The following is a 25,554-nucleotide window of genomic DNA, read 5'->3' on the forward strand; positions in this document are numbered from 1 at the left end:
CAGGTTTTCCCGCACCCCAGCGGGTCTTTCAGTCCCCCATGAGCGCGCCAAAAGCGCTGCCGGAGCTTCCATGGACCAGATCGACGATGTGCTGAACCAGGACCTCGACCCCACCGAAACCCGGGAATGGGTCGAATCGCTTAACGCGGTCATCAACCACGATGGCACGGAGCGCGCCCATTACCTGCTCGAGCGCATGGTCGATTCCACGCGTCGCGCCGGTGGCTACCTGCCGTTCGACCCGACCACCGAGTACGTGAACACCATTCCGCCGCACATGGAAGCGCGCAGCCCCGGCGACGCGGCGATGGAATGGCGTATCCGCTCGCTGATCCGCTGGAACGCGCTGGCCACCGTGGTCCGCGCCAACCGCAAGCCCGGCGACCTCGGCGGCCATATTTCGAGCTTCGCCTCGTCGGCCACCCTGTACGACGTCGGCTTCAACCACTTCTGGCGCGCCCCCAGCGCGGACCACCCGGGCGACCTGGTGTTCCACCAGGGCCATTCGGCACCGGGCGTCTACGCCCGTTCGTTCCTGGAAGGCCGCCTCAGCGAAGACCAGATGGACCTCTTCCGCATGGAAGTGGCCGGCAAGGGCAAGGGCCTGTCGTCCTACCCGCACCCGTACCTCATGCCGGATTACTGGCAGGTGCCGACCGTCTCGATGGGCCTGGGCCCGATCCAGGCGATCTACCAGGCGCAGTTCTGGAAGTACCTGGAGCACCGCGGCCTCATCCCGAAGACCGACCGGAAGATCTGGTGCTTCATGGGCGACGGCGAGTCGGACGAGCCGGAATCGCTCGGCGCCATCTCGCTGGCCGGCCGCGAAGGCCTGGACAACCTCATCTTCGTCATCAACTGCAACCTGCAGCGCCTCGACGGCCCGGTGCGCGGCAACGGCAAGATCATCCAGGAGCTGGAAGGCGTGTTCCGTGGCGCCGGCTGGAACGCCATCAAGGTGGTCTGGGGCAGCTACTGGGATCCGCTCCTCGCCCGCGACACCTCGGGCAAGCTGCGCCAGCTGATGATGGAAACCGTCGACGGCGAGTACCAGGCCTGCAAGGCCTTCGGTGGCGCCTACACGCGTGAAAAGTTCTTCGGCAAGTACCCGGAGACGGCCGCGCTCGTCGCCAACATGTCCGACGACGACATCTGGCGCCTGAACCGCGGTGGCCACGATCCGCACAAGGTGTACGCCGCATACCACGCTGCCGTGAACACCAAGGGCATGCCGACCGTTGTCCTCGCCAAGACGGTGAAGGGCTACGGCATGGGCGCCGCGGGTGAATCGCAGAACCCGGCGCACAACCAGAAGAAGATGGACACCGATTCGATCCGCGCTTTCCGCGATCGCTTCAATATCCCGGTGACCGACGACAAGCTCGAGGAAGTGCCGTACTACCACCCGGGCAAGGATTCGCCGGAAGTGGAGTACATGCTCGAGCGCCGCCGTGCGCTGGGTGGTTCGCTGCCGCAGCGTCGCCGCAAGGCCGACAAGGCTTTCACCGCGCCGTCGCTGGACGCCTTCGAGCAGATCACCAAGGGCACGGGCGATCGCGAGATCTCGACGACCATGGCGCTGGTCCGCGGCATGAACCTCATGCTGCGCGACAAGGAACTGGGCCCGCGCCTGGTGCCGATCGTCGCCGACGAAGCGCGCACCTTCGGCATGGAAGGCATGTTCCGCCAGATCGGTATCTACGCGCCGTTCGGCCAGAAGTACCGTCCGCAGGATGCCGACCAGCTGCTTTACTACCGTGAAGACCAGAAGGGCCAGGTGCTGCAGGAAGGCATCAGCGAAGCCGGTGGCATGAGCGCCTGGCTGGCGGCGGCCACCAGCTACAGCATCAGCAACGTGGCGATGCTGCCGTTCTTCATCTACTACTCGATGTTCGGCTTCCAGCGCATCGGCGACCTCTGCTGGGCCGCTGGCGACATGCGCGCGCGTGGCTTCCTCATCGGCGGTACCTCGGGCCGCACGACGCTCAACGGCGAAGGCCTGCAGCACGAAGACGGCCATTCGCACCTGCTCTCCGGCGCGATCCCGAACGTCGTCTCGTACGACCCGACCTTCTCCTACGAGCTGGCCGTCGTCCTCCAGGACGGTACGCGCCGGATGATGCAGGAGCAGGAAGACGTCTACTACTACATCACCGTGATGAACGAGAACTACGCCCACCCCGACATGCCCAAGGGCAGCGAGGAAGGCATCATCAAGGGCATGTACCTGTTCAAGGACGCGGGCAAGGCGAAGAAGAACGAGCCGCGCGTGCAGCTGCTGGGTTCGGGCACGATCCTGCGCGAAGTGATCGCGGCGGCTGAACTGCTCGAGAAGGACTTCGGCGTCAGCGCCGATATCTGGTCGGTGCCGAGCTTCACGGAAGTCCGTCGCGAAGGCTTCGATGCCGAGCGCTGGAACCGCCTGCACCCGGAATCGACCCAGCGCGTGCCGTACATCACCGGCCTGCTCAGCGATCGCCAGGGCCCGGCGATTGCCGCGACCGACTACGTGCGTGAGTTCGCCGACCAGGTGCGCGCGTTCATGCCGGACGGCATGCGCTACACGGTGCTGGGTACCGACGGCTACGGCCGCAGCGATACCCGCGCCAACCTGCGCAGCCATTTCGAAGTGGACCGTTACTGGATCGCCCACGCAGCCCTGGCCGCCCTCGCGAAGGACGGCAAGGTCAACGCGAAGGACGTCAGCCGCGCCATCAAGGAATACAAGCTCGACATGGACAAGCCCAACCCGATGACGGTCTGACCGTTCTCCGGCAGGGTGTGAGAAAGGGGCGCTTCGGCGCCCCTTTTTCTTTGCCATCGTTTTGCCCCTGAACCGTCACGCCCTGTCGATGGCGGGTGGCGGCCGAAGCTGGTATTCCTGTGGCATGCCCGTCATGGAACATGCGTCATGCGCTTAGCCCTTCTTTGCACCACCGTCGTTGCACTCGCCGCCTGTGCGACCACCGGCGACCACCACGGCTCGCGCGAGCGCCTCGTTTACATCGCCGCCGAGAAAGTGCCCTGCAGCGCCGGCGCCATGAAAACCGAGTGCCTGCAGTACCGCGAGCAGCCGAACCAGCCCTGGCAGCTTAACTACGCGCCTGTCGATAACTTCGACTGGAAGCAGGGCAACGAGTACCTGGTGAAGATCACCGAGTTCGAGGTGAAGAACCCGCCGGCCGACGCCTCACGCACGCGCTGGCGCGTGGAGAAAATCGTGGAGCAGCATCCGGTGAATGATCCGCCGGTGCCGTGATGGATCGACAGGTATAAAAAAAGACCGGGATCGCTCCCGGTCTTCCCCCGTCCCTAGCGACAGGTTTCAATCGACGTCTTTCAATCGTCGTCGCGCAGTGCGTGGCGAATCAGCAGGAACGTGCCGATGGCCGCGGCAGCAATCCCGATGGTGAGGCCCGGGTTGCGGCGCACCTGCTTGCGCAGGCGGCGATACTGGTAGGTGGCTTCATCAGCGAAGTCTTCGGCCATGTAGCGCACCTTCTGCCCGTTGGCGTTGCGCTTGGCGAACTTGCTCGTGACGCGGCGGGTGCGGTCCAGGAGATCGCGGCCCTGGTCGTAGGCTTCGTCACCATAGTGGCGGACGCGCCCCGATACACCGTTAACGGCGCTCTCGACCTGACGCGCGAATTCGCGGTTTCTATTCATCGGAAAGCTTCCTCTGCAGGCATGGCGATGGAGAACGACTGTGCGATCCCCACCGTGATTGCCATGTAAACAGCCGCCGTCCGGTTGAGCGGCGATTCAGCGTTATCGCGGGGATGCGAAGGCGTACTCACCACCGCGCGCCAGCGCCGCCTGGTAGGCCGGCCGGGCGTGGATCGTCTGCAGCCACTGCCACAGGTGCGGCCGCGAGGTGTCGAGGCCGCCTCGGCTGGAAGCCGCCTCGATCGGGAAGCTCATCTGGATGTCGGCGGCGCTGAATTGGGCGCCGGCGAACCAGCCGGTCTTGCCGATTTCGCCTTCCAGGAAGTCCAGGTGAGTTTTCAGCTGGGGATCGACGAAGGCCTTCTGCGCCCCGCGCGCCAGCATGCGCGCCACCGGCTTGGCGAAGAACGGCACCGGGGCCGTCTCCATGCGCACGAACACCAGCTTGAGTAGCAAGGGCGGCATGGCCGAGCCTTCGGCGTAGTGCAGGAAGTAGGTGTAGCGCAGGCTGTCGGCCGTGCCCGGTGCGGGCTTCAGGCGGCCGTTGCCATAGCGCTCGATAAGGTATTCGACGATGGCGCCGGACTCGGCGAGCACGAGATCGCCATCCACCACCACCGGCGATTTGCCCAGCGGATGGATGTCACGCAGCGCCTTCGGGGCCAGCATCGTCTTCGGATCGCGCTCGTAGCGCTTGATCTCGTAGGGCAGGCCCAGCTCTTCCAGGAGCCAGAGCACGCGCTGGGAGCGGGAGTTATTCAGATGGTGGACAACAATCATGGCGTCGCTCAGGCGTGGGACGCTGGCAGCGTAGCAGTGCACACCGTCGACATTCCATCGACACGGCGAGAGTAGCTTCGGGGTCAGATCATCACCGGGAGCCCCACCCATGAGCCGCGAAGCCGATACTGTCCACACCGACCAGGGCTCGATCGCCCGCCTCCAGGCGTTGATCGGGCAGTTGCGCGATAACGCGAAAGTGCGCCTGCACCTGCAGGATGGCTCGACCATCACTGGCATCGTGTCGGTGGTGCCGACGGTGCAGAACTTCGTCGATGCCGCTGGCGTGGAGGGCGTGAACGGCGCGGTGAAACTCATCGATAACGACCGGCCCGCCTGGTCGGCGACGGTGACGCTCGACACGATCGCCCGTGTCGAGCATCTGGACTCCGTGGCTTACGGCACCTCGCAGACCTGACGAGACGTACTCAGGATTTCAGGGTGTCCTGAAGCTTCTTCGTCTGCTCCGGGAACGCCTTGCCGTCGGCAGCGACGGTCTGCGCGACCAGCTTCTTCGCGTCGTCGTCACGGTGCAGTGCACGCAGTGCCTTCACCCGATACGTGGCGACCGAGAAACGGTTCGCGCCGTAGGCCTTCTTCGCCGCCGTTTCGAGATAAGGCAGGCCTTCAGCCGCCTTGCCGCTTTCGACGAGGCGACGGCCGTACCGGTAGTTGTAGACGTAATCGTCCGGATAGGCCGCGATCAGCTGCTTCTCCAGCGTATCGAGTTCGTCGCCTGCCTTCGCACGCACGAGGTAGACGCGCAGGTTGTCCGCGGCGTTGCGGTCGCTTTTCAGGTCGCCATGCAGCCTGCTACGGCTCGACTCCACGCCCTTGCGCAGGATCGCCTGTTCGCCGGCCGTGTCACCGATGGCCGCGTCGAGGTCGGCACCGGAGAGCACCGAACTGCGCTGGTCCGCGCAGGCGGGTGAATCGGTGAACACCTGCGTCGTGACGAACTGGTCGTAGCTTGCCTTCTGCGGTGCAAGCAGCGTCTTGCGTGCATCCGCGGCGAGTGACTCGCTGGCGCCGAGCAGGTCGTCGAGAACGTAGGGACGATCGCAGCCGATATCGCCAGCCAGCAGCTTCGTCGATGCGTCACGAATACCCGCGTCGTCCTTCTTGTCTTTCGCCTGCAGCAGCAACAGGCGCTGCTTCGCAAAGGCGACGCGCTTGTCCTTGTCCGACACGTTTCGCACCATCGGCGGCAGCGTATCGAACCACGCCATGCCTTCCGTGCCGGCATAACGCGCGTTGTAGGTATCAAGCACATCGGCCACGGCCGCCATGGATCCCTTCGCGGCGTCCGCCTTCAGCTTCGACAGTTTCGCGTCGCCGGACAGGATGCCGTTGATCTCGGGATAGAAGGTGTCGCGCGGTCGTTCGGCAAGGATGCGGCCCAGCTCTTCCCCATCGGGGCCGATGGCAACGTACGTTGGCAGGAAGTGCACCGTCCACTTCTTCATGTAGGCCTGGTCGGCCGGCTTGTCCGCGTCAGCCTCGTAGAAAACGACTTTCTTCGAGAGGTCGTCCCATTCCTTGCCATTGAGCACATGGCTGGCCATGAAGTAGCACGAGTAACACCACACGGCCTGGAAATCGACGAGGACCGGCTTGTGTTCGCGCTTGCCCTGGGCAAGGGCGGCATCAAGACTGGCGGGGCCTTCGTGCGCAGCCCACGCGGGGGCTACGGCGGCGAGCAGGGCGGCGGCGAGCACGTGCTTCATGGTTTCACATCCCCTTGGCGGTATAGACGTCCATGTCATACCACGTTTCCCGTGCCCTGTCAGATCGTGCTGCTGGCGCCTTCCACCGGGTCGGGATGCTCCACCAGGGCCTGGCGGCGGCGCAGGGAGGGGAACCACCACATCCACAGGCCCACCACGACGAGGGTGCCGACGCCGCCGATCAGGGTGGCGTTGACCGCCCCGAGGGCCGCGGCGAGGAGGCCGGATTCGAATTCGCCGAGCTGGTTGGAGGTATTGATGAAGATGGCATTCACCGCGCTGACCCGGCCGCGCATGTCGTCCGGCGTCTCCAGCTGCACCAGGGCGCCGCGGATCACCATGCTCACCATGTCGAAGGCACCCAGGGCGAACAGGGCGCCCATGGACAGCCAGAGCGAGGTGGAGACGGCAAAGACCAGGGTGGCGACGCCGAAGCCCGCCACGGCGGTAAACATGATCGGCCCCACCCGGCGCTTCAGGCTGTGCGACGACAGCCAGATCGACATCAGCAGGGCGCCGACGGCGGGGGCGGCGCGGAGCAGGCCCAGGCCCCAGGGGCCGGTGTGCTGGATGTCCTTGGCGAAGATGGGTAGCAACGCCGTGGCCCCGCCGAGCAGCACCGCGAAGAGATCCAGCGAGATCACGCCCAGCACCGCCGGTCGGCTGCGGATGAAGTGCACGCCCGCGAACAGGGATTTGAGGGTGGCCGGCTCGCGGCGCGGCGGTGCATGGTCGTAGCGCAGGCGCGACATGAAAATAAGCGCGCCGAGGTAGAGCAGGGCGGAGACGCCATAGACCGTGGCCGGGCCCGCGACGTAGAGCAGGCCGCCGAGGGCGGGGCCGGCAATCATCGCCGCCTGGCCTGCCGCGGCGCTGGCCGCCGTGGCCCGCGGCAGGATCGACAGGGGTACCAGCGCCGGCAGCATGGATTGCATGGCCGGGAACTCAAACGCCTTGGCGATACCCACCACGAAGACCAGGGCGAGGATGCCGGCTTCGTTGATGTGCCCGCTCACGCTGAAGGCGGCCAGCAGGGTGATGGCGATCCACTCGATGACCTGGCAGATCCGCACGATGCGGCGGCGGTCGAACTGGTCGGCCACGTGGCCGGCGGGCAGGGCGAGCACCACCGAGGGGATGAACTGGACCAGGCCGATCAGGCCAAGGTCGAACGCACGGCCGGTGATCGAATAGATCTGCCAGCCCACGGCCACCGACATCATCTGGAAGCCGAAGCTGGAGGCGTTCTTGGCGAACCAGAACTGCAGGAACGCCGGGTAGCGGAAAAGGGAGGTCTCGGGGGAGGTCGACGGCATGGGGCGTCCTTGGGGCGTCCACCAAGTTTACGCCTCCGCGCGGCGCGCCTTGCCACTGGTACGCGTTGCGCGCGAAGCTACGGCCTTTGAAGTCGGGAATCGCAAGATGATGCGTCGTATCGCTGCCCTTATCGCCCTTTCCGCACTGGCTACCGCCTGTTCGCAGCAGCCCGACCAGCAGGCTGCCTCGCCGCAAGCCGCGGCCAGCGATACCAACGCCGAGGCGGCGAAGAAGCTGGAGATCTACCAGCAGCTACTGAAACTGCACAACGACGGCCCGGCCGTGCAGATCGGCCACGAGATCATCGACAAGTACCCCGATTCACCGGCGGCGGCCGAGGTGAAGAAGACGCTCGACCCGCTGGAGAAGAACTACAAGGAAACCACGGAAACGAACCGCCTCGCGGCGCTGTGGCTCTACCAGGTCTCGCCCATGCAGGGCGGCACGCAGAGCACGGCCACCTTGCAGTCGTCGCCTCCCACGGGCGAGGAGCAGGTGCGCCTGATCCTGCGCCGGCACACCGACTGGGGCCAGAGCGTGTTCCTCTACGCCGTGGCCGGGAAAGGCTTCGTCTGCAAGGGCGATTGCTCGCTGAAGGCCACCTTCGACGGCAAGCCGAAGGTGATCAAGGCGTTCCGCCCGCCGACCGGCGAGCCGGCGCTGCTGTTCCGCAATGACGCGCAGTTCCTGAAGGACCTGGCCCACGTGAAGCGCCTGACCATCGACGTGGTCACCGTGTCACGCGGCGAAACCACGCTGATCTTCGAGACCGGCGGCTTCGATCCGGCGAAGTGGCAGGACATGCCGAAGAAGAAAAAGTAATCAGTGCAGGAAGAGTTTTTCCGTCATTCGGGTCAGCGGCTTCTCGAGGAAGCTGTTGACCTTTGGCGGCAGGTCCAGCGGGCGGAGCAGCATCTTCACCGTCATCTCCGCGGGGATGTGCCGCTTTAGCAGCCCTTCGGCACGGCCGATGACGCGGCGGAACTCCGCATCGTCATGGGCCTTCTCCGGATAGCGCGTGTTGAACACGTGGCGCAGGGCGATATCGCTGTCTTCGTTCTTGATCTCGTTCAGGCGCTTGATCAGCACGCGCAGCGTGCTGAAACGACTGATGCGATCGCGCTCGCGGTAAATGCGGAAGGCCTGGTAGAAGTGCTTGTAATGACGCACTTCATCGCTCTTGATGTGGTTCGTCAGCTCGCGCAGCACGGGTTCGTCGGTGACGTCGTTGAGCGCGCGGTACAGGCTGGCCGTGCCGGTTTCGACGACGCAGCGCGCCGCCAGTTCCAGGCCACGGTTGGTCTCGAGTTCCTCGGACGTGCACACCGAGCCGTAATGGGCGAAGAAGTTCTTGAACCCCGTCTCCCAGTCGAACTCGGGCCACACGTGGCGCACGTAGGCGGCCAGCGCCCGGCCGTGCTGCATCTCTTCGTGTTCCCAGTGGTCGCGCAACCAGCCCTGGAGCTCGTCGTCGCCGGCAAAATGGTCGACGAGGTTGTGCGTGTAGAGATCCGAGCCGCTTTCGACGAAGGACGAGCTGCACAGCAGGAAGAAGAGATCTTCGTTTTCCCGGACTTTCGCGACGTCGATGCGCGACAGGTCCAATGTTTCGAGCGTCCATGGCAGGGTGGCGGCGTAGCTCACTTCGTGCGTCCCTCGATCACTTAACGGGTTCGCCCTCTTAAGAGGCGTCTGACCGAATTGTGACAAAGCCACGCTTTCGTGGCTATGTCGGCCCGCCAGGGTTTAGCGCACCACCGTCACCGGGACCCGGGCCTTGGCCAGCACGTCCGTGGAGGTGGAGCCGACCAGCCAGCGGGCAAGGGCCCCCCGCTCGGTATGGCCGATGACGATATGGTCGGCCCCGTTCTGGGCCACGTAGGTGAGCAGGGCATCCCCGGGGCTGCCGTGAACCAGCTGGACGTCCAGGTCCACCCCCGGGCTGGCCTTGAGCCCGGCCAGCTCCTCGCGGACCGCCGCCAGGCGCTCGCGGGTGGTGTCGGCCATCATCAGGGCCGCCGTGTCGGCGCCGTTTTCCATCTGGTAGACCGAGACCACCGAGACCTTCGCCCCGGCGCAGGCGCCCAGTTCCAGGGCAAAGAGATAGGCCCGGCGGGCGGTTTCCGAGCCGTCATAGCCGACGAGGATGTGCTTGGGCATGGCAGGGCTCCGCAGTTCGTGAGATTGGGTTCGATGGTAGGCCGGGCCGGTGTGGGCGGCGAGTGGATTCACGGGGGCTCCACGAAACCGTTGCATTCCTGAACACCGTTAAGAGGCCTCCGGGTTTCTTCACATTCGTGAGGTGAGAATCCTCCCACCGTAGTTCCCTGCCAACCCAAATCGTTAGGAGATACTTTCATGATTAAGCGCATTACTGGTCTGGCTGCCCTGGTCCTGGCTTCGGCAGGCGCGTTTGCAGCCCAGCCGGCTCATGCCGAGTCGGAAGCGGCGACCAAGTGCCACATGACCTTCAGCACCACGGGCTGGGCGGCGATCTACAAGAAGGCGGACGGCCGTGGCCACGTGCGTTGCGACAATGGCCAGAGCGCCGACGTGATCATCCACGTCCGCGGTGGCGGCCTCACGGCCGGCAAGTTCAGCATCGAAGGCGGCAAGGGCGAGTTCACCAACGTCAAGGGCATCCACGAGATCTATGGCGAGTACGCCAGCGGCGGCGCCAATGCCGGCGTGGTGAAGAGCGCCGAAAGCGCGGCGATGACCAAGGGCGAAGTCTCCCTGGCCGTCACCGGCACCGGCCGCGGCTTCAACCTCGGCGTGGACCTGAGCAAGTTCGAAATCGAAAAGCTCAAGTAAGCCGATCACCCGGCAAGACCAAGGGGGCGCCTCGCGGCGCCCCTTTTTCTTTGCGTGCGAGGCAACCTCTGGCCTGCCGCGAGTACACTCACGCGATCCCACCCACCGAGGTTGTCCCCATGCGTCGTTTCGTTAGCCTCATCGCACTCTCCCTTGTTTCCGTGGCCGCCTGGGCCGCCTCGCCCGTGGCCGGCGACAAGGCGCCCGATTTCAAGCTGCAGGACCAGAACGGCAAGTGGCACACCCTGGATACCCATAAGGGCCAGTGGCTGGTGCTTTACTTCTATCCGAAAGATTTCACGGCCGGCTGCACCACAGAGGTCTGCACCTACCGCGATGACACGGCCAAGCTGCACAAGGCCGGCGCCGAAGTGCTGGGCGTGAGCCTGGACGACGTCAAGTCGCACCAGGAGTTCGCCGAGAAGTACCACGTGCCGTTCCCGCTCCTGTCGGATGCCGACAGCTCGGTGGCCACCCAGTACGGCGTGCTCAGCGACATGGCCGGCCACAAGTACGCCCGCCGCGAAACCTTCCTGATCGACCCGAGCGGCAAGATCGTCAAGGTCTACAAGGACGTCGATCCGGAGAAGAACTCCGGCCAGGTGCTGGCTGACATCGCCGCGCTGAAGGGCAAGGGTGCCTGAGGGTGTTTGACGTCAAGAAGGCCCCGCCCCGGGGCCGTCCGTTCGCGGTATGGCGCATCGTCGTCTGGATGGTGATGCTGCTGGCGGCCGTGGGCTTCGTCATCAATGGCTACGCCGCCGTGGTCATCGGCCAGGCCGTGCTGGCCATGTCGGACCCGGTGGCCGCCGAGATGAACCCGCGCATCGCCCTGGCATGGTCCGTGGGCTATGCGCTGGCCGCGTTCGCCACCATGGCCGTCGCGCTGGCCGCGCTGCGCTGGCGCGAAGGAGCCCGCAAGGCCATGCGCGTCATCGCGCTGGTCCTCGCCGCGTGGGCCGCCTGGACCGCGTGGATGGCCTTCGGCCAGTGGCAGCAGCTTGGCGTCGTCCTCGGCCAGGCCGGGCTACCGCCCGACCTGCTCATGGCGGGCACGAAGCATCGGAACATCCTCTTCATCGGCGTGCTGATGAAGGCGGTGTCCGTTCCCGTGCTGGCGTGGCTGTCCTGGGTGCTGGGCACCCTGGGCGTGCGCCAGCAGTTTTCAGCGCCCGCCCTGTGACGGTTCAGCGGGCATTCGCCCGTTCGGCGCTATCGAAGGGCTTTCGCCCCGGAGCGCCGATGACTGCCCGTTTGTTCGCCCTTGCCGTCGCCGCCTGCTTTGCCGGCGGCGCGGCAGCCCAGGACCTGGGCACCACCTGCCAGCTCGCCAGCACCTACGACCTGACGGTCCGGCCGGACAGCCTCTCCTTCGACCGTGCCGACGTCGCGCCGCGCAACGTGCGCATGCACGACGGCACCCTCACCACCGACGGCCGTGCCGTGGCCCTGCGCCCTGACGAGCAGGACCGCGTGGCCTTGTTCGAGGGCAACGTCCGGGCGCTGCTGCCGAAGGTGAAGGGCATCGCCAGCGACGGCGTCGACATCGCGGCCCGCGCCGTGCGCCAGGAAGCGGCCACGGCGGCACCCGGTGCGGCGGCCAGCGGCGAGCTGGACCGCGTGCTCGGCACGCGCGTCGCCGACATCAAGCGGCGCATCGCCGCCAGCCAGAGCACCCGCGACTGGCAGGAAGACGCCATGCGCGAATACGCCCAGGAAATCGTCTCGGACATCATGCCGCTGCTGACCCAGGACGTCGGTGGCGAAGCCATGCAGCTGGCCATGAACGGCGACCTGCAAGGCGCGGCAGCCCTGCGTGATCGCGTGGCCTCCGTGTCCAGCGGCGCCCAGGAGCGCGTCGCGGCCAAGGTGACGGCGGCCCTGAAGCCGCGGGTCCAGGCCCTGTGCCCCCAGGTGCGCCAGCTCGGTGAGCTGCAGTCCGGCCTGCATGACGCCGCCGGCCATCCGCTACTCCTTCTGGAAACCGGCGGATGACCGCCGGTTAACCGGGGATCCTGCCGTTTAGGGCCGGCTAAGTAGGGCAGCGCTAACGTCTCGTCCCATGGAACGCAGTTCGATCCGTGTTGTGAATGGCCTTATCCGCCGAGTCATTGCGGACCGCGACCTGTATCAGCAGGCCGCCCGCGGGGTCCGGGAGCCTGGTCTCCGGGCCATCCTGACCGAATCGGCCGATTCCCTTACCTCCATCGCAGGCGATCTGCAGGGCGCCGTCCAGGCCACCGGCGGACGACCTGCCACGGCCAGTGGGCCGTTGGGTGGCGTACGCCGCACCATGATGGAGGCATCGGTCAAACTCTCCAGCGATCCCGACGTCACGTATATCCGCACGCTTGAGCAGATGGAGCGACGCCTGCTCGATGTATTCCTGCGCCTGGAGGCATCCTCCACGGATCGCGCCCTGATCGGCCGGCACATCGCGCGCCTGCGCCTGTTGCATCTGGACATGACCAACCTCGGCGGTGCGACGGGTCGCTAACGCGACGTCACGCCGCGAGGCGCAACGCGCGCAGTTCGCGATGCAGGTGCACGTCGGCGGTCACCCGCACCGGCAAGCGGTTGAGTAACGTTTCCCTGTCAGCAAAGAAGTTCGCGAACGCGATGGCATCGGCCGCGTGTTCGCGAACGCCGATCTGTGTGCCGTCGCGAAAAATGCCCCACGCTTCGCCGAGGTCGGCGATGTGGTAGTCGATGTGATCCGCCTCACGCATATCCCGGTCTCCGCTGCATGGCTTTCTTGAGCATGGCGGGCATAACGAGGCCATGGAATCAGACAAGTTTGAAAAAGCGCGGCAATGATTGAGACTATTCGGAGGTCGTGAAGCCACCAACATGCATTCGCGGCACTTTTTTCGTGCGTTTCGTGATGTTGCGCTACTCTCCTCGCTCTTCACGCACCGGGCTCACGGAGGGCAGCCGAACCCATGCAGTTGCGAACGATCATTGCGGATGACCATCCGGTCGTGTTGATGGGTACGCGTGCGGCGCTCGAGGCCAATGGCCTGGAGGTGATCGGCGAGGCGGCCAATGGCGACCAGTTGCTGGACTTGCTTGCGTCGCGGCCATGCGACGTTGTCGTCACCGATTTTTCCATGCCCGGAGGCCGCCACGGTGACGGCCTGCTGCTTCTCGATACGATCCGCCGTCGTTATCCGCGCCTGCCCATTGTGATCCTCACCATGGTGAACAACACGGCCGTGCTGCAGACGATGCGCACGCGCGGTGCGGCGTGCCTGTGTGACAAGCGTGCGCCCTTGCGCGAAGTGGCCGTGGCCGTGCGCCACGCCGTGGCAGGGCGAACCTTCGTCAGCGAGACGATCCGCATGCAATTGACCCAGACCTGCATGCAGGATCCCCTCGCCGATGTACGCCTCTCCGCACGCGAAATCGAAGTCGTGCGGCTGTACGTCAGTGGCATGTCCATCACCCAGATTGCCGACCGGCTCAGCCGTAGCGTGAAAACGGTCAGCCGGCAAAAGCGCGACGCCATGCGCAAGCTGGGTATCGACCATGACAGCCGGCTTTCCGAGTACGCCCGCGAGCGTGGCCTGGCCTCCTGACCCTGCCGGAAGTCAGGGGGTGACCAAACGCCCATGCGTTTACCGGGGAAGGGGCTTAAACCATGTGTGTGCCGGCGGCATCTGAGCCGGCGATACCCCTGGGGAGAAGGATCATGCGCCACGCCATTGCCATCACCGCCCTTGCCGCCGCCCTGGCGCTAAGCGCCGGTGGTGCCTCCGCGACAGGCCTCAACTTCAGCACGGACACCTGCAAGCATGATTACTCCACGCCTTACGACGTGGACGTCACCTCTGCCGGCTTGAGCTTCCACCGGACGGACGGCTCGCCCGCGAAGATCTTCCTGCACGACGGCGCGCTCAAGGTGGACGGCCGCGACGTGGCGGTGTCGGCCGGCGATGCCCAGGCCTTGCGCCGGTACGAAGACGAAGTGCGCCGGCTGGTGCCGGAAGTGGCCGCCATCTCGCGCGAAGGCGTGCAGATGGGCTTCGATGCGATGACCACGGTGACGATGACCTTCGCCGAGCCTGGCCAGCGCGACGCGATCCTGGCGAAGCTGAAGCGCAAGCAGGCCCAGGCCATCAAGGAAATCGACGAAGGCGTCGGCAGCGGCCACTGGTCGTCGGACCGCATGACCGAAACCGTCGCCGGCTCGGTGTCCGATTCGGTGGGTGAGCTGGTCGGATCGGTGACCTCCAGCGCGGTGACCGCCGCGCTTTCCGGCGACACAACCAAGGTCGAGGCCCTCACCGCGCGCGCCAATGCGCTGGACAAGAGCCTCAACAAGGAGATGGACAAGCGCTCCAAGGACCTGGAGGCGCGGGCTAATGGCATCTGCCCGCGCCTGAACGACCTGGCGGACCTTCAGGCGAGCTGGAAGATCCGCACGCCGGATGGCAAGCCGCTCGAGCTCATGACCGTCAAGCCGAAAGAGAACAAGACCGTAGTCATGGACTGACCTTGCCGATCCAGGCCAGCACGTTGGCCACGGTATCGCCGTAGAACGTGCGGTACATCTCCTCGCTGACGTAGCCGATATGCGGCGTGGCGAGGACGTTGGGCAGGCGCCGGAACGGATGATCCGGCGCGAGGGGCTCCGGCTCGTACACATCGATGGCGGCGCCGGCGAGCTTGCCGTCCGTCAGCGCCCTGATGAGCGCGGCCTCGTCCACGATCGGGCCGCGCGAGGTATTCACCAGCCGGGCCGAGGGCTTCATCAGCGCCAGCTCGGCTGCGCCGACGATGCCGTGCGTGCGCTCGCTGAGCCGCGTATGGACGCTGAGGAAGTCCGCACGGGCGAACAGCTCGTTTTTCTCCACGCGTTCCACGCCCACGGCGCCGGCCTGTTCGGCCGTCAGGTTCTGGCTCCACGCGATGACCTTCATGCCAAAGGTCTGGCCGATCCGCGCCACCGCCGAACCGATGCGGCCCAGGCCGAGCAGCGCCAGCGTCTTGCCTGAAAGCTCGACGCCCATGCCCTGCTGCCAGCCGCCAGCGCGCACGGAAGCGGTTTCGTTGGCGAGGTTGCGTGCGAGCCCCAGGATCGCTGCCCACGTGAACTCGATCGTGGGCGTCGACGCGTAGTTTGTGTGGACCACTTCGACCCCATGCGATGCGGCCGCATCGAGATCGATTGACGCGTTGGCGCGGCCGGTGGACGCGATGAGGCGCAGGCGGGGCAGGGCGGACAATAACGTCGCCGTGATGGGCGTCCGTTCGCGCATCACACAGACGACGTCGAAGGGTGAGAGGCGACGTGCGAGGGCGGCCTCGTCGGCCACGTGGTCGTGGAAGATCGCCACGTCCGCGGCGGCATCCAGCGGCGCCCAATCGGCGCTTTGCCTGGCCACGTCCTGGTAGTCGTCGAGCACGGCCACGCGAATACGAGCAGTCATGGCGTTCTCCTCAGCGCTTGGGCTGGATCAGGTCCCAGCCATTGCCATACAGGTCATCGAACACCGCGACGCTGCCATACGGCTCATGCCGCGGTTCCTCGCGGAAGTGCACGCCATGCGCGAGCATATGGGCATGGTCGGCGGCGAAGTCGTCGGTCTCCAGGAACAGGAAAACGCGGCCACCGCCCTGGTGGCCCACCTGTGCGGCCTGCGCATCATCCGCGGCCCGGGCCAGCAACAGGCGCGTGCCGTGCGAACCGCGCGGTGCGACGGTGACCCAGCGCTTGCCCTCGCCTTGCGGGCTGTCTTCGAGGAGATCAAAGCGCAGCGCCCTGGTGAAAAAGGTGATGGCCTCGTCGTAGTCGTGGACGAGGAAGGTAACGGCGCCGAGGGAGGGCATGGGGTGGTCCTTGGAAAAGGGATATTCCCCAAGTATGCGCCGAGTCCGGGCCCCGATGTCCCGATCGTGGACAGGTGCGTTTCCCTGGATGCACCGCTTTTCGTCTTGTGCCTCCGGTGGGCGGCAGCGACCATGGTGATCCACGCGGAAACGCCCGGACGACACGGGCAGGTAAGAGAAATGCAATCATCCGCGCAACACGTCGCAAGCCATGATCCGGGTGTCGGATTCTTCGTGGATCCGACAAGCGCCTCGGCGGCATGCCGATCTGACAACGTGCTCCGCCAGACGCTGGCGACCCTTCGCGCGCGCCGCGCGCTCGATGTGCTCGAATTCCCCGGTGCGGTCGCGAAGGCGCCGATGCTCGTGGCCTACGGCGCGGACCGGGCCGAATGGGGCGTGCTGTTGCGTCAGGTACCTGAACTGCCAAGGCACACGCCGCGCAGTACGGTCGACCAGCTGTGCGCCCTGCTGGGGTGTCTTGCTGAACAGCGTGAGTTTGCCAGCACCGTTTTCGCAGAAGTGGCCCTCGCCCTGCGTGCCGCGCATGCGCCAGGCACGGTGGCTGGCCCCGTGGGGCGGGTGCCGGGTGGCCTTACCCGGTGGCAATACGAACGCGCCGTGGCCTGGATGGACGAGAGGCTCGATGCCACGTTCACGTCCACGGACGTGGCGACGCATATCGGTATGTCCGCTGGTCACTTCACGCGGGCGTTCCGCGTCACGGAAGGCACGTCGCCGCGCCAGTGGGTGCTGCAACGGCGCGTGCAACGCGCGAAGGCCATGCTCGCCGATGCCGCGCTGACGCTCAGTGACATCGCGCTGGCATGCGGCTTTGCTGAACAAAGCCACTTCACGCGCGTGTTCACGCGGCTCGTCGGCATGCCGCCCGGGGCGTGGCGCCGTTCGCAGTAATTTGCGTGACGAATCATCCTGAATGATTTGGACGGCCAAATGTGAACTGGATCAAACCTGTCATTTCCGCGCGGGCGTACGTTGTTAGGGCTGATCACTCTGACGCCAGGCACGCTTCCAGGGGACGCCGGGATGGGGAGCAGGGAGCTCGGTGGAGATTCTTCACTTGGCCCATTGGGAGTCCATTGCATGTCTTGCAGGTTTTCAGCATGGCTCGCGTTCGCGAGCCTGACGGCAGGTTGCGCCCTGTCGTTGCCCATCGCCGCGGCCGATGCCGGACCATCCATGAAATCCATGGCCGGCCCCGCGACCCCTCGTCTCACGACCGCCATCAGCGGCGCCAGCACCTCCACGCTGGTCGGCTCACGCCCTCGCCAGGCCCTGGCCGCCAAGGACACAGGCGCCGTGCCCGCCACCCAGGTGGTGGACAACATCACGCTGGTGCTCAAGCGCGATGACGACCACGAGAAAGCCTTCCGTGCCTTGCTGGCGCGACAGACCAATCCCACCTCTCCCGACTTCCACCAGTGGCTGACCGGGAAGCAGATCGGCGAGCGCTTCGGGCCGTCCACCCAGGACATCCAGGCGCTGCGCCAGTGGTTGCAGGGCCAGGGCCTTACCGTGAACGGCGTCTCGCAGGATCGCATGCGCGTCTCGCTGTCCGGCAGCGCCTCCGCCGTCGCCAAGGCCTTCGCGACGGACATCCATGCCTACCAGGCCGATGGCGAGCAACACTTCGCCAATACCACCGATGCGCGCGTGCCGGCTGCGCTGGCACCCATCGTGCAGGGCGTGTCGCTGCATAACTTCTTCCCGAAGGCGCAGCATACGGCCATCGCCAAGGCGCGCTTCGACAGCAAGCACGGCAAGTGGAGCACGGCCGCGGCCGACAACCCGGACTTCACGGTGCCCCCGGGCACGACCGATCCCAACACCACGTACGACATGGTGCCGGCCGACTTCAACACCGTGTACAACGTGACGCCCTTGTGGCAGCGCGATACGCCTGTGCGTGGCGCGGGGCAGAGCGTCGTGGTGCTGGAGCGCACGAACGTCCAGCCTGACGACGTGGCGCACTTCCGCGCCGCGTTCCTGCCGAACAACGCGCGCGGCACGTTCTCCATCCTCCACCCAAGTGGCGCCGAAGGGGCGCCCTGCGCCGATCCGGGCCTGAATGGCGATGAGGGCGAGGCTGCCCTTGACGCCGAGTGGGCCGGTGCCGCCGCGCCCGATGCCGACATCGTGCTCGCCTCGTGTGCGGATTCCGGCGCGACCTTCGGGCCCTTCATGGCCGCAGCGCGCCTGCTGGATACCACGACGGGCCTTCCGCCGCCGATCTGGAGCCTGAGCTACGGTGCCTGCGAAAGCGCCGATGCGTCAGACGCTTACGTGGCCGACGTCCTCTGGTCGTCCGCCACGGCGCAGGGCGTCACGGTGTACGTGTCCTCGGGTGACGGTGGTTCGACGCAGTGTGACCAGGGCGCGTTGTTCTGGTCGCAGAACGGTGCGGCGGTGAACGGCCTCGCGTCCTCGCCGTCGGCCGTGGCCATCGGCGGTACGGACTTCAACGACCGCGGCAAGGAATCCACCTACTGGACGGCCACCAACCTGCCGAAGTACCAGTCGGCGGTGACGTATATCCCGGAGATGACCTGGAACAACAGCTGCGCGAGCAGCCACCTGTATACGTTGCTCGGTTACAAGGACGGCATCACCGCGTGCAATGACGACCAGGGACGCGGCATGGACTTCCTCCAGGTCGGTGGCGCGGGCGGTGGTCCGAGCACGCTGTTTGGCCAGCCCGAGGCGCAGATCGGCATCAGCGGTTCCATCAACCATACCTCGCGCACCATCCCGGATATATCGCTGTTCTCGGCCAACGGTATCTACGGCCATGCGCTGGTGTTCTGCATGTCCGATGCCGAGAACGGTGGCACGGCCTGCGATTTCCGTAACCCGGACTCGGTGTTCGCCAACTCCGCCGGCGGCACCTCGTTTGCCGCACCGGCCATGGCCGGCGTGCAGGCGCTGCTCAACCAGGTGAACGGCGAACGCGTGGGTAACCCCTTGCCGGCGTTCTACGGCATCGCGGCACGGCAGTTTGGCACCGTCGGTTCGCCGAACACGGCGGTGCTTACCGCATGCAACGCCAGCAACGGCAACACCATCTCGCCGAGCTGCGTTTTCAACAACGTGACCGAGGGCGACATCGTCCAGCCGTGCGCGGCGGGTTCGGTGAACTGCGACAGCGGCACCAAGCTCAACAACATCGTGGGCATCGTGGAAGGCGGCGACACCACGACGCATACGCTGGTGCCGGCGTGGAAGACCAACGTGGGCTACAGCATGGCCACGGGCCTGGGGTCCATCAATGCCAGCAACCTCGCCGACGCCGTCAAGGCATGGAGCGCGCCAGCGAAGCGCAACTACGCCGCCTCGGCGGATTTCCTCTCGTTGAACAACTTCTTCAGCAATGATGGTTACAGCGACTTTGCCTATGTGGATAACGGCATGCTGCACTCCGTGGCCATGAAGGGCGCGGTGAGCCTGTATGACCAGGCACAGGCGATCGATCCGTCGCTCACCGTGGTGGGCTACGGCGATGTGGTGCCGGGGCTGGATGCGCTCTCGCTGAAGTCCGGCGAGCTCCTGTTGATGGATGCGAACCACAAGCTCAACGTGTGGGTGTCCACGGGCACCGGTGGCTACTACACCTTCGTGGTGAACCGTGACATCCCGGCAACGTGGACCTTGCTCGGCGTGGGCGTGCATGACGATAGCGGCGTGCAGAAGCTGGTGTGGTTCGACACGGCCACCTCGCAGATCGTGTGGTGGGCGCTGGACCTGGACCCGGTGACGCAGAACGACATCATCGTCACTGGCCAGTCGTGGCCGAAGCAGGGCATCGCGGGCGGTCATCCGGTGCTTGCCGATGTGGATGGCGACGGCTACACCGACATCGTGTGGACGCGCAGCAACTCCACCGGCACGGCCGTGTGGCTGGCCGACCGCCGCGACGGCTTCGTTGAGCACGCGCTGCCGGCTCACCCGGCCGGTGCCGTGCTGCAAGGCGTCGGCGACGTGGACGGCAACGGCACCACCGACCTCATCTGGACCGACAGCACCGGCACCCAGCTCACCTGGTGGACGATGCAGGGTTTCGTGGTCACGGGCCAGCACAGCCAGGCCATCCCGGCGGGCGTGACGCTGGCCGGTATCGCCGACTACGACGCCGACGGCATCGCCGACATCCTGTGGCGCAAGGGCAACACGGGCGTCGTGGAATGGCAGGGCACCGGCAGCGGCTTTACTCCAGCGACGGTCGCCGACGCCTTCGGCACGCCGCTGGCGCTCACGGCAACGGCTACGGTGCCTGCGAACCGCTTCCAGGGTAGTCGGCGGTTGGCTACGAAGTAACGGCGGTTATGATGTGAATGAATGGCCGGGGGAGCGATCCTCCGGCCATCGCTTTCACCGCAGTGCAGGCCCGGGTCGCTGCGACAGCAAGAACTTTCGAAGCTTAACTTGCAAGTTTACCTTGCAATCGTCACGAGCCGGCCTTAGCTTCAAGGGATGCCCAAGTCCCAGCCGTCGCCCGTCGATATCGCCGCCAGTGACCTGCTCACCGCGTGCGGCCTGCTGGTGCGCCGTGTGCGCGCCGAATCCAACAATCTTGGCCTGACCTGGTCGCAGGCGGCCGTGCTGGCGCGCCTCGAGGCCTCTGGACCCACGTCCACCGCCGACCTGGCCCGCGCCGAAGCCGTAAAGCCGCAATCCATGGGCGTCACCCTGGCGACCATGGAGCAGGATGGCCTGGTGGCGCGCGAGGCGCACCCGACGGACGGGCGGCAGTTCCTTTACGCGCTGACGGCCGAAGGCATCGAGGCGCGGCGCCGGGTGAAGGCAGCGAAGCATGCGTGGCTGTCGGAGGCCATTTCGCGGATGTCGCCGCATGATCGCGATGATCTCGCGGTGGCCGCCCGGGTTATCCGCAACCTGGCGGAGACGAGTACGCAGGATCCGGCGTGACCACGGCCACGGGCAGCGTCGCCGCTGCCAACCCGTTCGGCGTGCGCTTCCTTCTGCCGCTGGCGCTGGGTTCCTGCCTCAACCCCATTAACTCCACCATGATCGCCACCGCCCTGGTGCCGATCGCGGCGGAGTTCCATGCCAGCGTCGCGCAGACGGGCTGGCTTATTGCCGCGCTGTATCTGGTGTGCGCGGTGGCGCAGCCGACGCTGGGCCGGATCGCCGATCTGGTGGGCGCGCGTCGCGTGTATCTCGCCTCCCTGGTGCTCGTGATGATCGCTGGCGTGGGCGGGCGCGTCGCGCCATCGCTGGGATGGCTGGTGGTGGTGCGCATGCTGCTCGGCATCGGCACCTCCGGCGCGTACCCCTCGGCCATGCGGCTCTTCCGGGAACGCGCCGACGCGACGGGCAGCCCGCCGCCGCGCACGGCCATGGGCCTGTTGTCGCTGATGGGTGTCGCCACGGCGGCCGTGGGTCCGGTGCTGGGTGGCGTGCTCACCGGCGCGTTTGGCTGGCATGCGATCTTCACGGTGAACGTGCCGCTGGCGCTTGTCACCCTGCTGCTGGTGCTCGCGTGGATTCCGAAGGATCCGCCGCGCAAGGTGCGCCGGTCGTTGTGGAAGGAACTCGACGTGGTGGGCATCAGCCTTTTTTCGGGCGCACTGCTTGCCGTGATGGTGTTCCTTCTCGACATCGACCATCCGCGATGGCTGGCCCTGCCCATCGCTGCCGCATGCGCCGCCTTGCTGGCATGGCATTCACTGCGGCGCCCGGACCCGTTCATCGACCTGCGCATGCTGGCGAAGCACACGCCGCTGAGCCTCACCTACCTGCGCGCGATGGTGGCGTTCACCGTCGTCTACTGCATTTTCTATGGCTTTGCCCAATGGGTGGAGGGTGCGGGCGGCTATTCGCCCGCGCAGGCGGGCATGGCGACCTTGCCGCTGTCGATTCTTGCCGGTGTCGGCTCCGTTGCCGGCGCCCGCACGAAGGGATTGCGCGGCCCTTTCCTGCTCGCGTTCGCGTGTTCCGTCGTCGGCGGTATCGCGCTGTGGTGCATCGATGCCGCGTCGCCGTTGTGGCTGATGGCCGCGGCCGTCGCCGTCTTCGGCATTCCGCAAGGCCTGGTCTCGGTGACGACCCAGGCCGCCGTGTACATACAGGCACCGCCCGGGCAGATCGGCACCGCCTCGGGCCTGCAACGCACCTTCTCGTACATCGGTGCGATGGCGGCCACCGCGGTCATCGGCGCCTGTTATGGCCACAAGCCGACCGACGCGGGCTTGCACCTGCTTGCCGGCACGATGGTCGGTGTCTCGGCACTGTTGTTCATCGCCACGCTTTTCGACCGCACGCTCCCGCGTGTGGATGACGTTTCCAAACCCCACTCCTGAAGGAGCATCCCCATGGCACTGACCCAACTCGACGTGAATGCTGCGCTGATCGTTATCGACCTGCAGCAGGGCATCGTGAATCTTCCCGTCGCTTCGCCGGCGGCTCCGGTGGTCGAGAAGGCCGCCGCGATCGCACGCGCCTTCCGCGAAACGAAGCGCCCCGTCGTTCTCGTCAACGTCGATGCCGGCGCGCCCGGGCGCACCGATAGCGGCGTGCCGCAGGTCCCGCAGGATCCGGCTTTCAAATCCTTCGTGCCGGAACTCGAACAGGTACCGACCGACCATGTCGTGACGAAGAAGCGCTGGGGCGCGTTCCAGACCACGGATCTCGACCGACACCTGCGCGGCCTGAACGTGGAGCAGATCGTGATCCTCGGCATCGCCACGAGCATCGGCGTGGAATCCACCGCGCGTTACGCCAGCGAGCTGGGCTACAACGTCGTGCTGGTGACGGATGCGATGGCCGACCTGAATGCCGACGCGCACCACAACAGCATCACGCGGATCTTCCCGCGCCTTGGTGAAACCACCTCGACGGCCGAGCTGCTGGCGAAGATCGGCTAAGGTCGCGCGAAAGCGCGCTCCTGCCGTGGGTTAGCGGTGCGCGGAGGGATCGTCATCGTCGGTGGACGAGATGCCATGGCCGATGCCGATCCCTGCGCCGGCACCGGCGGCCATGCCGCCACCCATGCCGCCGCCACCTCCACCGCCCCCGCCGCCGCCACCTTTCCCGCCACCTCCGTCACCGCCGCCGCCCCCCTTGCCGCCCTGGCCGGCGGTACGGGCGGGCCCTTGCTTCGGGATGGGCACGCTTGCAGGAATGGGGTCGAGATCCAGCACCTCGCGGATGAAGTTGCGCAGCGAGACCACCAGCTCATCGGTGTGCACGGGCCGCCCGGCGACCAGTTCACTGGCCGCCTGCGCGGCGAGTTCCACCTGCCGCTCCGTGCCGAGCAGGACGATGTCGGACAGGGCCGCCTCGACGGCGTCGCGCACGCGGCGTGCGCGGTCGCTTCCCGTGGCGGCGGCCAGCACGAGCGCGGCGGCGGGATCATCCACGCCCCGCTCGCGAAGTTGCCGCAGATGGGTCGGGTCCACCGCCAGGTTCCCAGTGAACGAGCCACCGAGCGTCTTATAGGCGGCAATGAGGGTGCGCAGCCGCTCGTTGATCTGCCGGTTTGCCCGTTCCCGTCGCTGCTGCACCGTCTGCTGTGCCAGAAGCCGGATGCCCACGCCAATCAGCGTGATCACCGCCAGCCCGAAGAAGGTGGAAAGCAGGCCCTGCCAGGAACTGAAGTCGAGGTTTCGCATGCGAGGCATCCTGTGGGCGTGGCTGCGAAGTCAGTGTGAGCGGTGGCGCGGCCTCCCGCGGCCCGATCCGGCTAGAATAATGGGCCCCGACCCCCCGTTCTGAACCGGCAGGCCCCGCCATGCTCCTCATGATCGACAACTATGACTCATTCACCTTCAACCTCGTCCAGTACCTCGGCGAGCTGGGGCAGGAGGTCAAGGTAGTCCGGAACGATGCGCTGACCGTGGCCGATATCCGGGCGCTCAAGCCCTCGCGGATCATGATTTCCCCGGGGCCGGGCACGCCGGACGACTCGGGCGTGTCCATCGACATCCTGAAGGAGCTGGCCGGCGAGCTGCCGATCTTCGGCGTATGCCTTGGACACCAGGCCATCGGCCAGGTGTTCGGCGGGAAGGTGATCCGCGCCCGCGAGATCATGCATGGCAAGACCTCCCCGGTGAAGCACCTGGGCAAGGGCGTCTTCGCCGGCCTGCCCAATCCCTTCGAGGCCACGCGCTACCACTCGCTGGTGGTCGAGAAGGACTCGGTGCCGGACTGCCTGGAAGTCACCGCCTGGACGGAGCGCGAGGACGGCTCGATCGACGAGATCATGGGCCTGCGCCACCGCACGCTGGATATCGAGGGCGTGCAGTTCCACCCCGAGTCCATCCTTACCCAGCACGGCCACGACCTGCTGCGTAACTTCCTCGGCATGCCCCTGCCGCTCGCCGCCTGATTACCCGCCCGGGACGCTCCATGCCGATTACCGCTTCCGAGGCGCTCCAGCGCACCATCGAACACCGCGAGATCTTCCATGACGAGATGATCGAGCTGATGCACCAGATCATGCGCGGGGATGTCAGCCCGCTCATGACGGCCGCGATCCTCACCGGCCTGCGCGTGAAAAAAGAGACGGTGGGCGAAATCACCGGCGCGGCGCGCGTCATGCGCGATCTCTCCGCCAAGGTGGAGGTGAATCCGCACCCGCATTTCATCGACATCGTCGGCACCGGTGGTGACGGCGCGTCGTCGTTCAATATCTCCACCGCATCGATGTTCGTGGCAGCGGCCGCAGGCGCGCGCGTGGCGAAGCACGGTGGCCGTAGCGTGTCGTCCAAGTCGGGCAGTGCGGATGTGCTGGAAGCGCTTGGCGCCCGCATCGAACTGCTGCCGGCCCAGGTGGCCGTGTGCATGGAAGAGACCGACATCGGCTTCATGTTCGCGCCGAACCACCATCCGGCGATGAAGGTGGTGGCGCCCGTGCGCCGCGAGATGGGCGTGCGCACCATCTTCAACATCCTCGGCCCGCTGACCAACCCCGCGGGCGCCCCGAATATCCTGATGGGCGTGTTCCATCCGGACCTGGTGGGTATCCAGGTGCGCGTCCTGCAGGCCCTTGGCGCGAACCACGCCCTGGTGGTGTGGGGCCGCGACGGCATGGACGAGATCTCCCTCGGTGCGGCGACGCTGGTGGGCGAGCTGCGCAACGGCAAGGTCACCGAATACGAGATCGAGCCGGAGGATTTCGGCCTTTCCATGGCCTCCAGCCGCAACCTGCGGGTGGAAAATGCCGAAGAATCAAGGCTCATGCTGGTGGACGCCATTTCCGGCGTGCCCGGCGTGCCGCATGACATCGTCTGCCTGAACGCCGGTGCCGCCCTCTATGCGGCCGACGTGGCCCCCAGCATCCAGGCCGGCATCGACCTGGCGCGCGCGACCATCGCAAGCGGCGCGGCTCGTGCAAAAATGGACGCCTTCGTGGCCGCGACGCAGCGGCTCGGTGCCTGAT

Annotated in this window: 28 protein-coding genes; 18 read left to right on the forward strand and 10 right to left on the reverse strand. The window is 66.2% G+C overall.

What is annotated here, in order from left to right; translation table 11 throughout:
* The first annotated feature begins 70 nt into the window (after nt 1-70).
* Together aceE and FIV34_RS02310 are read left to right on the forward strand one after the other, a co-directional pair.
* Entirely contained in the window at nt 71-2,764 is a 2,694-nt protein-coding gene (gene aceE, locus FIV34_RS02305) for a pyruvate dehydrogenase (acetyl-transferring), homodimeric type (RefSeq protein ID WP_139979271.1), read from the forward strand.
* A gap of 147 nt (nt 2,765-2,911) precedes the next feature.
* Complete coding sequence (locus tag FIV34_RS02310; protein ID WP_139979273.1) at nt 2,912-3,259, forward strand: DUF4377 domain-containing protein; 348 nt, start codon at nt 2,912-2,914, stop codon at nt 3,257-3,259.
* 80 nt (nt 3,260-3,339) lie between these two features.
* Here the strand turns inward: FIV34_RS02310 and FIV34_RS02315 are convergent, their stop codons facing one another.
* Both FIV34_RS02315 and FIV34_RS02320 read right to left on the reverse strand, forming a co-directional pair.
* On the reverse strand, nt 3,340-3,666 hold the full coding sequence (locus tag FIV34_RS02315; RefSeq protein ID WP_139979276.1) for a hypothetical protein: 327 nt from the start codon (nt 3,664-3,666) through the stop codon (nt 3,340-3,342).
* A gap of 102 nt (nt 3,667-3,768) precedes the next feature.
* Nucleotides 3,769-4,446: a glutathione S-transferase gene (locus FIV34_RS02320; protein WP_139979278.1), complete on the reverse strand. Its 678-nt coding sequence runs from the start codon at nt 4,444-4,446 to the stop codon at nt 3,769-3,771.
* A 109-nt stretch (nt 4,447-4,555) separates the two neighbouring features.
* Between FIV34_RS02320 and FIV34_RS02325 the strand changes: the two genes are divergently transcribed.
* A complete protein-coding gene (locus tag FIV34_RS02325; protein WP_139979280.1) occupies nt 4,556-4,864 on the forward strand; it encodes a DUF3247 family protein in 309 nt (102 codons plus the stop codon).
* A gap of 10 nt (nt 4,865-4,874) precedes the next feature.
* Here the strand turns inward: FIV34_RS02325 and FIV34_RS02330 are convergent, their stop codons facing one another.
* Both FIV34_RS02330 and FIV34_RS02335 read right to left on the reverse strand, forming a co-directional pair.
* Nucleotides 4,875-6,173: a thioredoxin family protein gene (locus FIV34_RS02330; RefSeq protein ID WP_170207492.1), complete on the reverse strand. Its 1,299-nt coding sequence runs from the start codon at nt 6,171-6,173 to the stop codon at nt 4,875-4,877.
* 59 nt (nt 6,174-6,232) lie between these two features.
* Nucleotides 6,233-7,489, reverse strand: a complete 1,257-nt coding sequence (locus FIV34_RS02335) for an MFS transporter (RefSeq protein WP_139979283.1) — start codon at nt 7,487-7,489, stop codon at nt 6,233-6,235.
* A 106-nt stretch (nt 7,490-7,595) separates the two neighbouring features.
* On the opposite strand from FIV34_RS02335, the gene FIV34_RS02340 reads away from it, so the two are divergent.
* Nucleotides 7,596-8,312: a hypothetical protein gene (locus FIV34_RS02340; RefSeq protein WP_139979285.1), complete on the forward strand. Its 717-nt coding sequence runs from the start codon at nt 7,596-7,598 to the stop codon at nt 8,310-8,312.
* Here the strand turns inward: FIV34_RS02340 and FIV34_RS02345 are convergent, their stop codons facing one another.
* Nucleotides 8,313-9,134: a ferritin-like domain-containing protein gene (locus FIV34_RS02345; protein ID WP_139979287.1), complete on the reverse strand. Its 822-nt coding sequence runs from the start codon at nt 9,132-9,134 to the stop codon at nt 8,313-8,315.
* 102 nt (nt 9,135-9,236) lie between these two features.
* On the reverse strand, nt 9,237-9,650 hold the full coding sequence (locus tag FIV34_RS02350) for a universal stress protein (RefSeq protein ID WP_139979290.1): 414 nt from the start codon (nt 9,648-9,650) through the stop codon (nt 9,237-9,239).
* 198 nt (nt 9,651-9,848) lie between these two features.
* Here FIV34_RS02350 and FIV34_RS02355 point away from each other — a divergent pair, with 198 nt between their 5' ends.
* The 5 genes from FIV34_RS02355 to FIV34_RS02375 all read left to right on the forward strand — a co-directional run bounded on the left by FIV34_RS02355 (nt 9,849) and on the right by FIV34_RS02375 (nt 12,801).
* Entirely contained in the window at nt 9,849-10,304 is a 456-nt protein-coding gene (locus FIV34_RS02355; RefSeq protein ID WP_139979292.1) for a hypothetical protein, read from the forward strand.
* 119 nt (nt 10,305-10,423) lie between these two features.
* Nucleotides 10,424-10,948: a peroxiredoxin gene (locus FIV34_RS02360; protein ID WP_139979294.1), complete on the forward strand. Its 525-nt coding sequence runs from the start codon at nt 10,424-10,426 to the stop codon at nt 10,946-10,948.
* 2 nt (nt 10,949-10,950) lie between these two features.
* Entirely contained in the window at nt 10,951-11,487 is a 537-nt protein-coding gene (locus FIV34_RS02365; RefSeq protein ID WP_139979296.1) for a hypothetical protein, read from the forward strand.
* 59 nt (nt 11,488-11,546) lie between these two features.
* Nucleotides 11,547-12,299: a DUF2884 family protein gene (locus tag FIV34_RS02370; protein ID WP_139979298.1), complete on the forward strand. Its 753-nt coding sequence runs from the start codon at nt 11,547-11,549 to the stop codon at nt 12,297-12,299.
* 67 nt (nt 12,300-12,366) lie between these two features.
* The gene (locus tag FIV34_RS02375; RefSeq protein ID WP_139979300.1) at nt 12,367-12,801 is read left to right on the forward strand and encodes a PA2169 family four-helix-bundle protein; all 435 of its coding nucleotides are present in this window, start codon (nt 12,367-12,369) and stop codon (nt 12,799-12,801) included.
* 7 nt (nt 12,802-12,808) lie between these two features.
* On the opposite strand, the gene FIV34_RS02380 is transcribed toward FIV34_RS02375, so the two are convergent.
* A complete protein-coding gene (locus FIV34_RS02380) occupies nt 12,809-13,033 on the reverse strand; it encodes a hypothetical protein (protein WP_139979302.1) in 225 nt (74 codons plus the stop codon).
* Between the two features lie 213 nt (nt 13,034-13,246).
* On the opposite strand from FIV34_RS02380, the gene FIV34_RS02385 reads away from it, so the two are divergent.
* Both FIV34_RS02385 and FIV34_RS02390 read left to right on the forward strand, forming a co-directional pair.
* The gene (locus FIV34_RS02385) at nt 13,247-13,882 is read left to right on the forward strand and encodes a response regulator (protein ID WP_139979304.1); all 636 of its coding nucleotides are present in this window, start codon (nt 13,247-13,249) and stop codon (nt 13,880-13,882) included.
* 113 nt (nt 13,883-13,995) lie between these two features.
* Nucleotides 13,996-14,799: a DUF2884 family protein gene (locus FIV34_RS02390; protein ID WP_170207493.1), complete on the forward strand. Its 804-nt coding sequence runs from the start codon at nt 13,996-13,998 to the stop codon at nt 14,797-14,799.
* Here the strand turns inward: FIV34_RS02390 and FIV34_RS02395 are convergent.
* Together FIV34_RS02395 and FIV34_RS02400 are read right to left on the reverse strand one after the other, a co-directional pair.
* Nucleotides 14,789-15,736 carry a D-2-hydroxyacid dehydrogenase family protein gene (locus FIV34_RS02395; RefSeq protein ID WP_139979309.1) on the reverse strand — a complete coding sequence of 316 codons (948 nt, stop codon included), beginning with the start codon at nt 15,734-15,736 and terminating at the stop codon, nt 14,789-14,791. The genes FIV34_RS02390 and FIV34_RS02395 overlap by 11 nt on opposite strands.
* Before the next feature lie 10 nt (nt 15,737-15,746).
* The gene (locus FIV34_RS02400; RefSeq protein ID WP_139979311.1) at nt 15,747-16,136 is read right to left on the reverse strand and encodes a VOC family protein; all 390 of its coding nucleotides are present in this window, start codon (nt 16,134-16,136) and stop codon (nt 15,747-15,749) included.
* Between the two features lie 234 nt (nt 16,137-16,370).
* Between FIV34_RS02400 and FIV34_RS02405 the strand changes: the two genes are divergently transcribed.
* The 5 genes from FIV34_RS02405 (at nt 16,371) to FIV34_RS02425 (ending at nt 23,038) form a co-directional block, all read left to right on the forward strand.
* Nucleotides 16,371-17,051 carry a helix-turn-helix transcriptional regulator gene (locus FIV34_RS02405; RefSeq protein WP_211352695.1) on the forward strand — a complete coding sequence of 227 codons (681 nt, stop codon included), beginning with the start codon at nt 16,371-16,373 and terminating at the stop codon, nt 17,049-17,051.
* Between the two features lie 285 nt (nt 17,052-17,336).
* On the forward strand, nt 17,337-20,468 hold the full coding sequence (locus tag FIV34_RS02410) for a protease pro-enzyme activation domain-containing protein (protein ID WP_139979315.1): 3,132 nt from the start codon (nt 17,337-17,339) through the stop codon (nt 20,466-20,468).
* Between the two features lie 156 nt (nt 20,469-20,624).
* The gene (locus FIV34_RS02415) at nt 20,625-21,080 is read left to right on the forward strand and encodes a MarR family winged helix-turn-helix transcriptional regulator (RefSeq protein WP_139979317.1); all 456 of its coding nucleotides are present in this window, start codon (nt 20,625-20,627) and stop codon (nt 21,078-21,080) included.
* The gene (locus tag FIV34_RS02420) at nt 21,077-22,474 is read left to right on the forward strand and encodes an MFS transporter (protein ID WP_139979319.1); all 1,398 of its coding nucleotides are present in this window, start codon (nt 21,077-21,079) and stop codon (nt 22,472-22,474) included. Before FIV34_RS02415 ends, FIV34_RS02420 begins: the two co-directional genes overlap by 4 nt.
* 12 nt (nt 22,475-22,486) lie before the next feature.
* On the forward strand, nt 22,487-23,038 hold the full coding sequence (locus FIV34_RS02425) for an isochorismatase family protein (protein WP_139979321.1): 552 nt from the start codon (nt 22,487-22,489) through the stop codon (nt 23,036-23,038).
* Nucleotides 23,039-23,068: 30 nt separating this feature from the next.
* On the opposite strand, the gene FIV34_RS21090 is transcribed toward FIV34_RS02425, so the two are convergent.
* Complete coding sequence (locus FIV34_RS21090) at nt 23,069-23,785, reverse strand: hypothetical protein (protein ID WP_211352696.1); 717 nt, start codon at nt 23,783-23,785, stop codon at nt 23,069-23,071.
* A gap of 119 nt (nt 23,786-23,904) precedes the next feature.
* On the opposite strand from FIV34_RS21090, the gene FIV34_RS02435 reads away from it, so the two are divergent.
* Complete coding sequence (locus FIV34_RS02435; protein WP_139979323.1) at nt 23,905-24,501, forward strand: anthranilate synthase component II; 597 nt, start codon at nt 23,905-23,907, stop codon at nt 24,499-24,501.
* A 20-nt stretch (nt 24,502-24,521) separates the two neighbouring features.
* The gene (trpD, locus tag FIV34_RS02440; RefSeq protein ID WP_139979325.1) at nt 24,522-25,553 is read left to right on the forward strand and encodes an anthranilate phosphoribosyltransferase; all 1,032 of its coding nucleotides are present in this window, start codon (nt 24,522-24,524) and stop codon (nt 25,551-25,553) included.
* Nucleotide 25,554 lies beyond the last annotated feature (1 nt).

Origin of the sequence: Luteibacter pinisoli (genome assembly GCF_006385595.1) — a bacterium.
Taxonomy (GTDB): domain Bacteria; phylum Pseudomonadota; class Gammaproteobacteria; order Xanthomonadales; family Rhodanobacteraceae; genus Luteibacter; species Luteibacter pinisoli.

Bases quoted from the DNA above. Each gene is read 5' to 3' on its own strand.
- aceE (WP_139979271.1), top strand. From the start codon at position 71: ATGGACCAGATCGACGATGTGCTGAACCAGGACCTCGACCCCACCGAA.
- FIV34_RS02310 (WP_139979273.1), top strand. From the start codon at position 2,912: ATGCGCTTAGCCCTTCTTTGCACCACCGTCGTTGCACTCGCCGCCTGT.
- FIV34_RS02315 (WP_139979276.1), bottom strand. From the start codon at position 3,666: ATGAATAGAAACCGCGAATTCGCGCGTCAGGTCGAGAGCGCCGTTAAC.
- FIV34_RS02320 (WP_139979278.1), bottom strand. From the start codon at position 4,446: ATGATTGTTGTCCACCATCTGAATAACTCCCGCTCCCAGCGCGTGCTC.
- FIV34_RS02325 (WP_139979280.1), top strand. From the start codon at position 4,556: ATGAGCCGCGAAGCCGATACTGTCCACACCGACCAGGGCTCGATCGCC.
- FIV34_RS02330 (WP_170207492.1), bottom strand. From the start codon at position 6,173: ATGAAGCACGTGCTCGCCGCCGCCCTGCTCGCCGCCGTAGCCCCCGCG.
- FIV34_RS02335 (WP_139979283.1), bottom strand. From the start codon at position 7,489: ATGCCGTCGACCTCCCCCGAGACCTCCCTTTTCCGCTACCCGGCGTTC.
- FIV34_RS02340 (WP_139979285.1), top strand. From the start codon at position 7,596: ATGATGCGTCGTATCGCTGCCCTTATCGCCCTTTCCGCACTGGCTACC.
- FIV34_RS02350 (WP_139979290.1), bottom strand. From the start codon at position 9,650: ATGCCCAAGCACATCCTCGTCGGCTATGACGGCTCGGAAACCGCCCGC.
- FIV34_RS02355 (WP_139979292.1), top strand. From the start codon at position 9,849: ATGATTAAGCGCATTACTGGTCTGGCTGCCCTGGTCCTGGCTTCGGCA.
- FIV34_RS02360 (WP_139979294.1), top strand. From the start codon at position 10,424: ATGCGTCGTTTCGTTAGCCTCATCGCACTCTCCCTTGTTTCCGTGGCC.
- FIV34_RS02370 (WP_139979298.1), top strand. From the start codon at position 11,547: ATGACTGCCCGTTTGTTCGCCCTTGCCGTCGCCGCCTGCTTTGCCGGC.
- FIV34_RS02375 (WP_139979300.1), top strand. From the start codon at position 12,367: ATGGAACGCAGTTCGATCCGTGTTGTGAATGGCCTTATCCGCCGAGTC.
- FIV34_RS02380 (WP_139979302.1), bottom strand. From the start codon at position 13,033: ATGCGTGAGGCGGATCACATCGACTACCACATCGCCGACCTCGGCGAA.
- FIV34_RS02385 (WP_139979304.1), top strand. From the start codon at position 13,247: ATGCAGTTGCGAACGATCATTGCGGATGACCATCCGGTCGTGTTGATG.
- FIV34_RS02390 (WP_170207493.1), top strand. From the start codon at position 13,996: ATGCGCCACGCCATTGCCATCACCGCCCTTGCCGCCGCCCTGGCGCTA.
- FIV34_RS02395 (WP_139979309.1), bottom strand. From the start codon at position 15,736: ATGACTGCTCGTATTCGCGTGGCCGTGCTCGACGACTACCAGGACGTG.
- FIV34_RS02400 (WP_139979311.1), bottom strand. From the start codon at position 16,136: ATGCCCTCCCTCGGCGCCGTTACCTTCCTCGTCCACGACTACGACGAG.
- FIV34_RS02410 (WP_139979315.1), top strand. From the start codon at position 17,337: ATGAAATCCATGGCCGGCCCCGCGACCCCTCGTCTCACGACCGCCATC.
- FIV34_RS02415 (WP_139979317.1), top strand. From the start codon at position 20,625: ATGCCCAAGTCCCAGCCGTCGCCCGTCGATATCGCCGCCAGTGACCTG.
- FIV34_RS02425 (WP_139979321.1), top strand. From the start codon at position 22,487: ATGGCACTGACCCAACTCGACGTGAATGCTGCGCTGATCGTTATCGAC.
- FIV34_RS21090 (WP_211352696.1), bottom strand. From the start codon at position 23,785: ATGCGAAACCTCGACTTCAGTTCCTGGCAGGGCCTGCTTTCCACCTTC.
- FIV34_RS02435 (WP_139979323.1), top strand. From the start codon at position 23,905: ATGCTCCTCATGATCGACAACTATGACTCATTCACCTTCAACCTCGTC.
- trpD (WP_139979325.1), top strand. From the start codon at position 24,522: ATGCCGATTACCGCTTCCGAGGCGCTCCAGCGCACCATCGAACACCGC.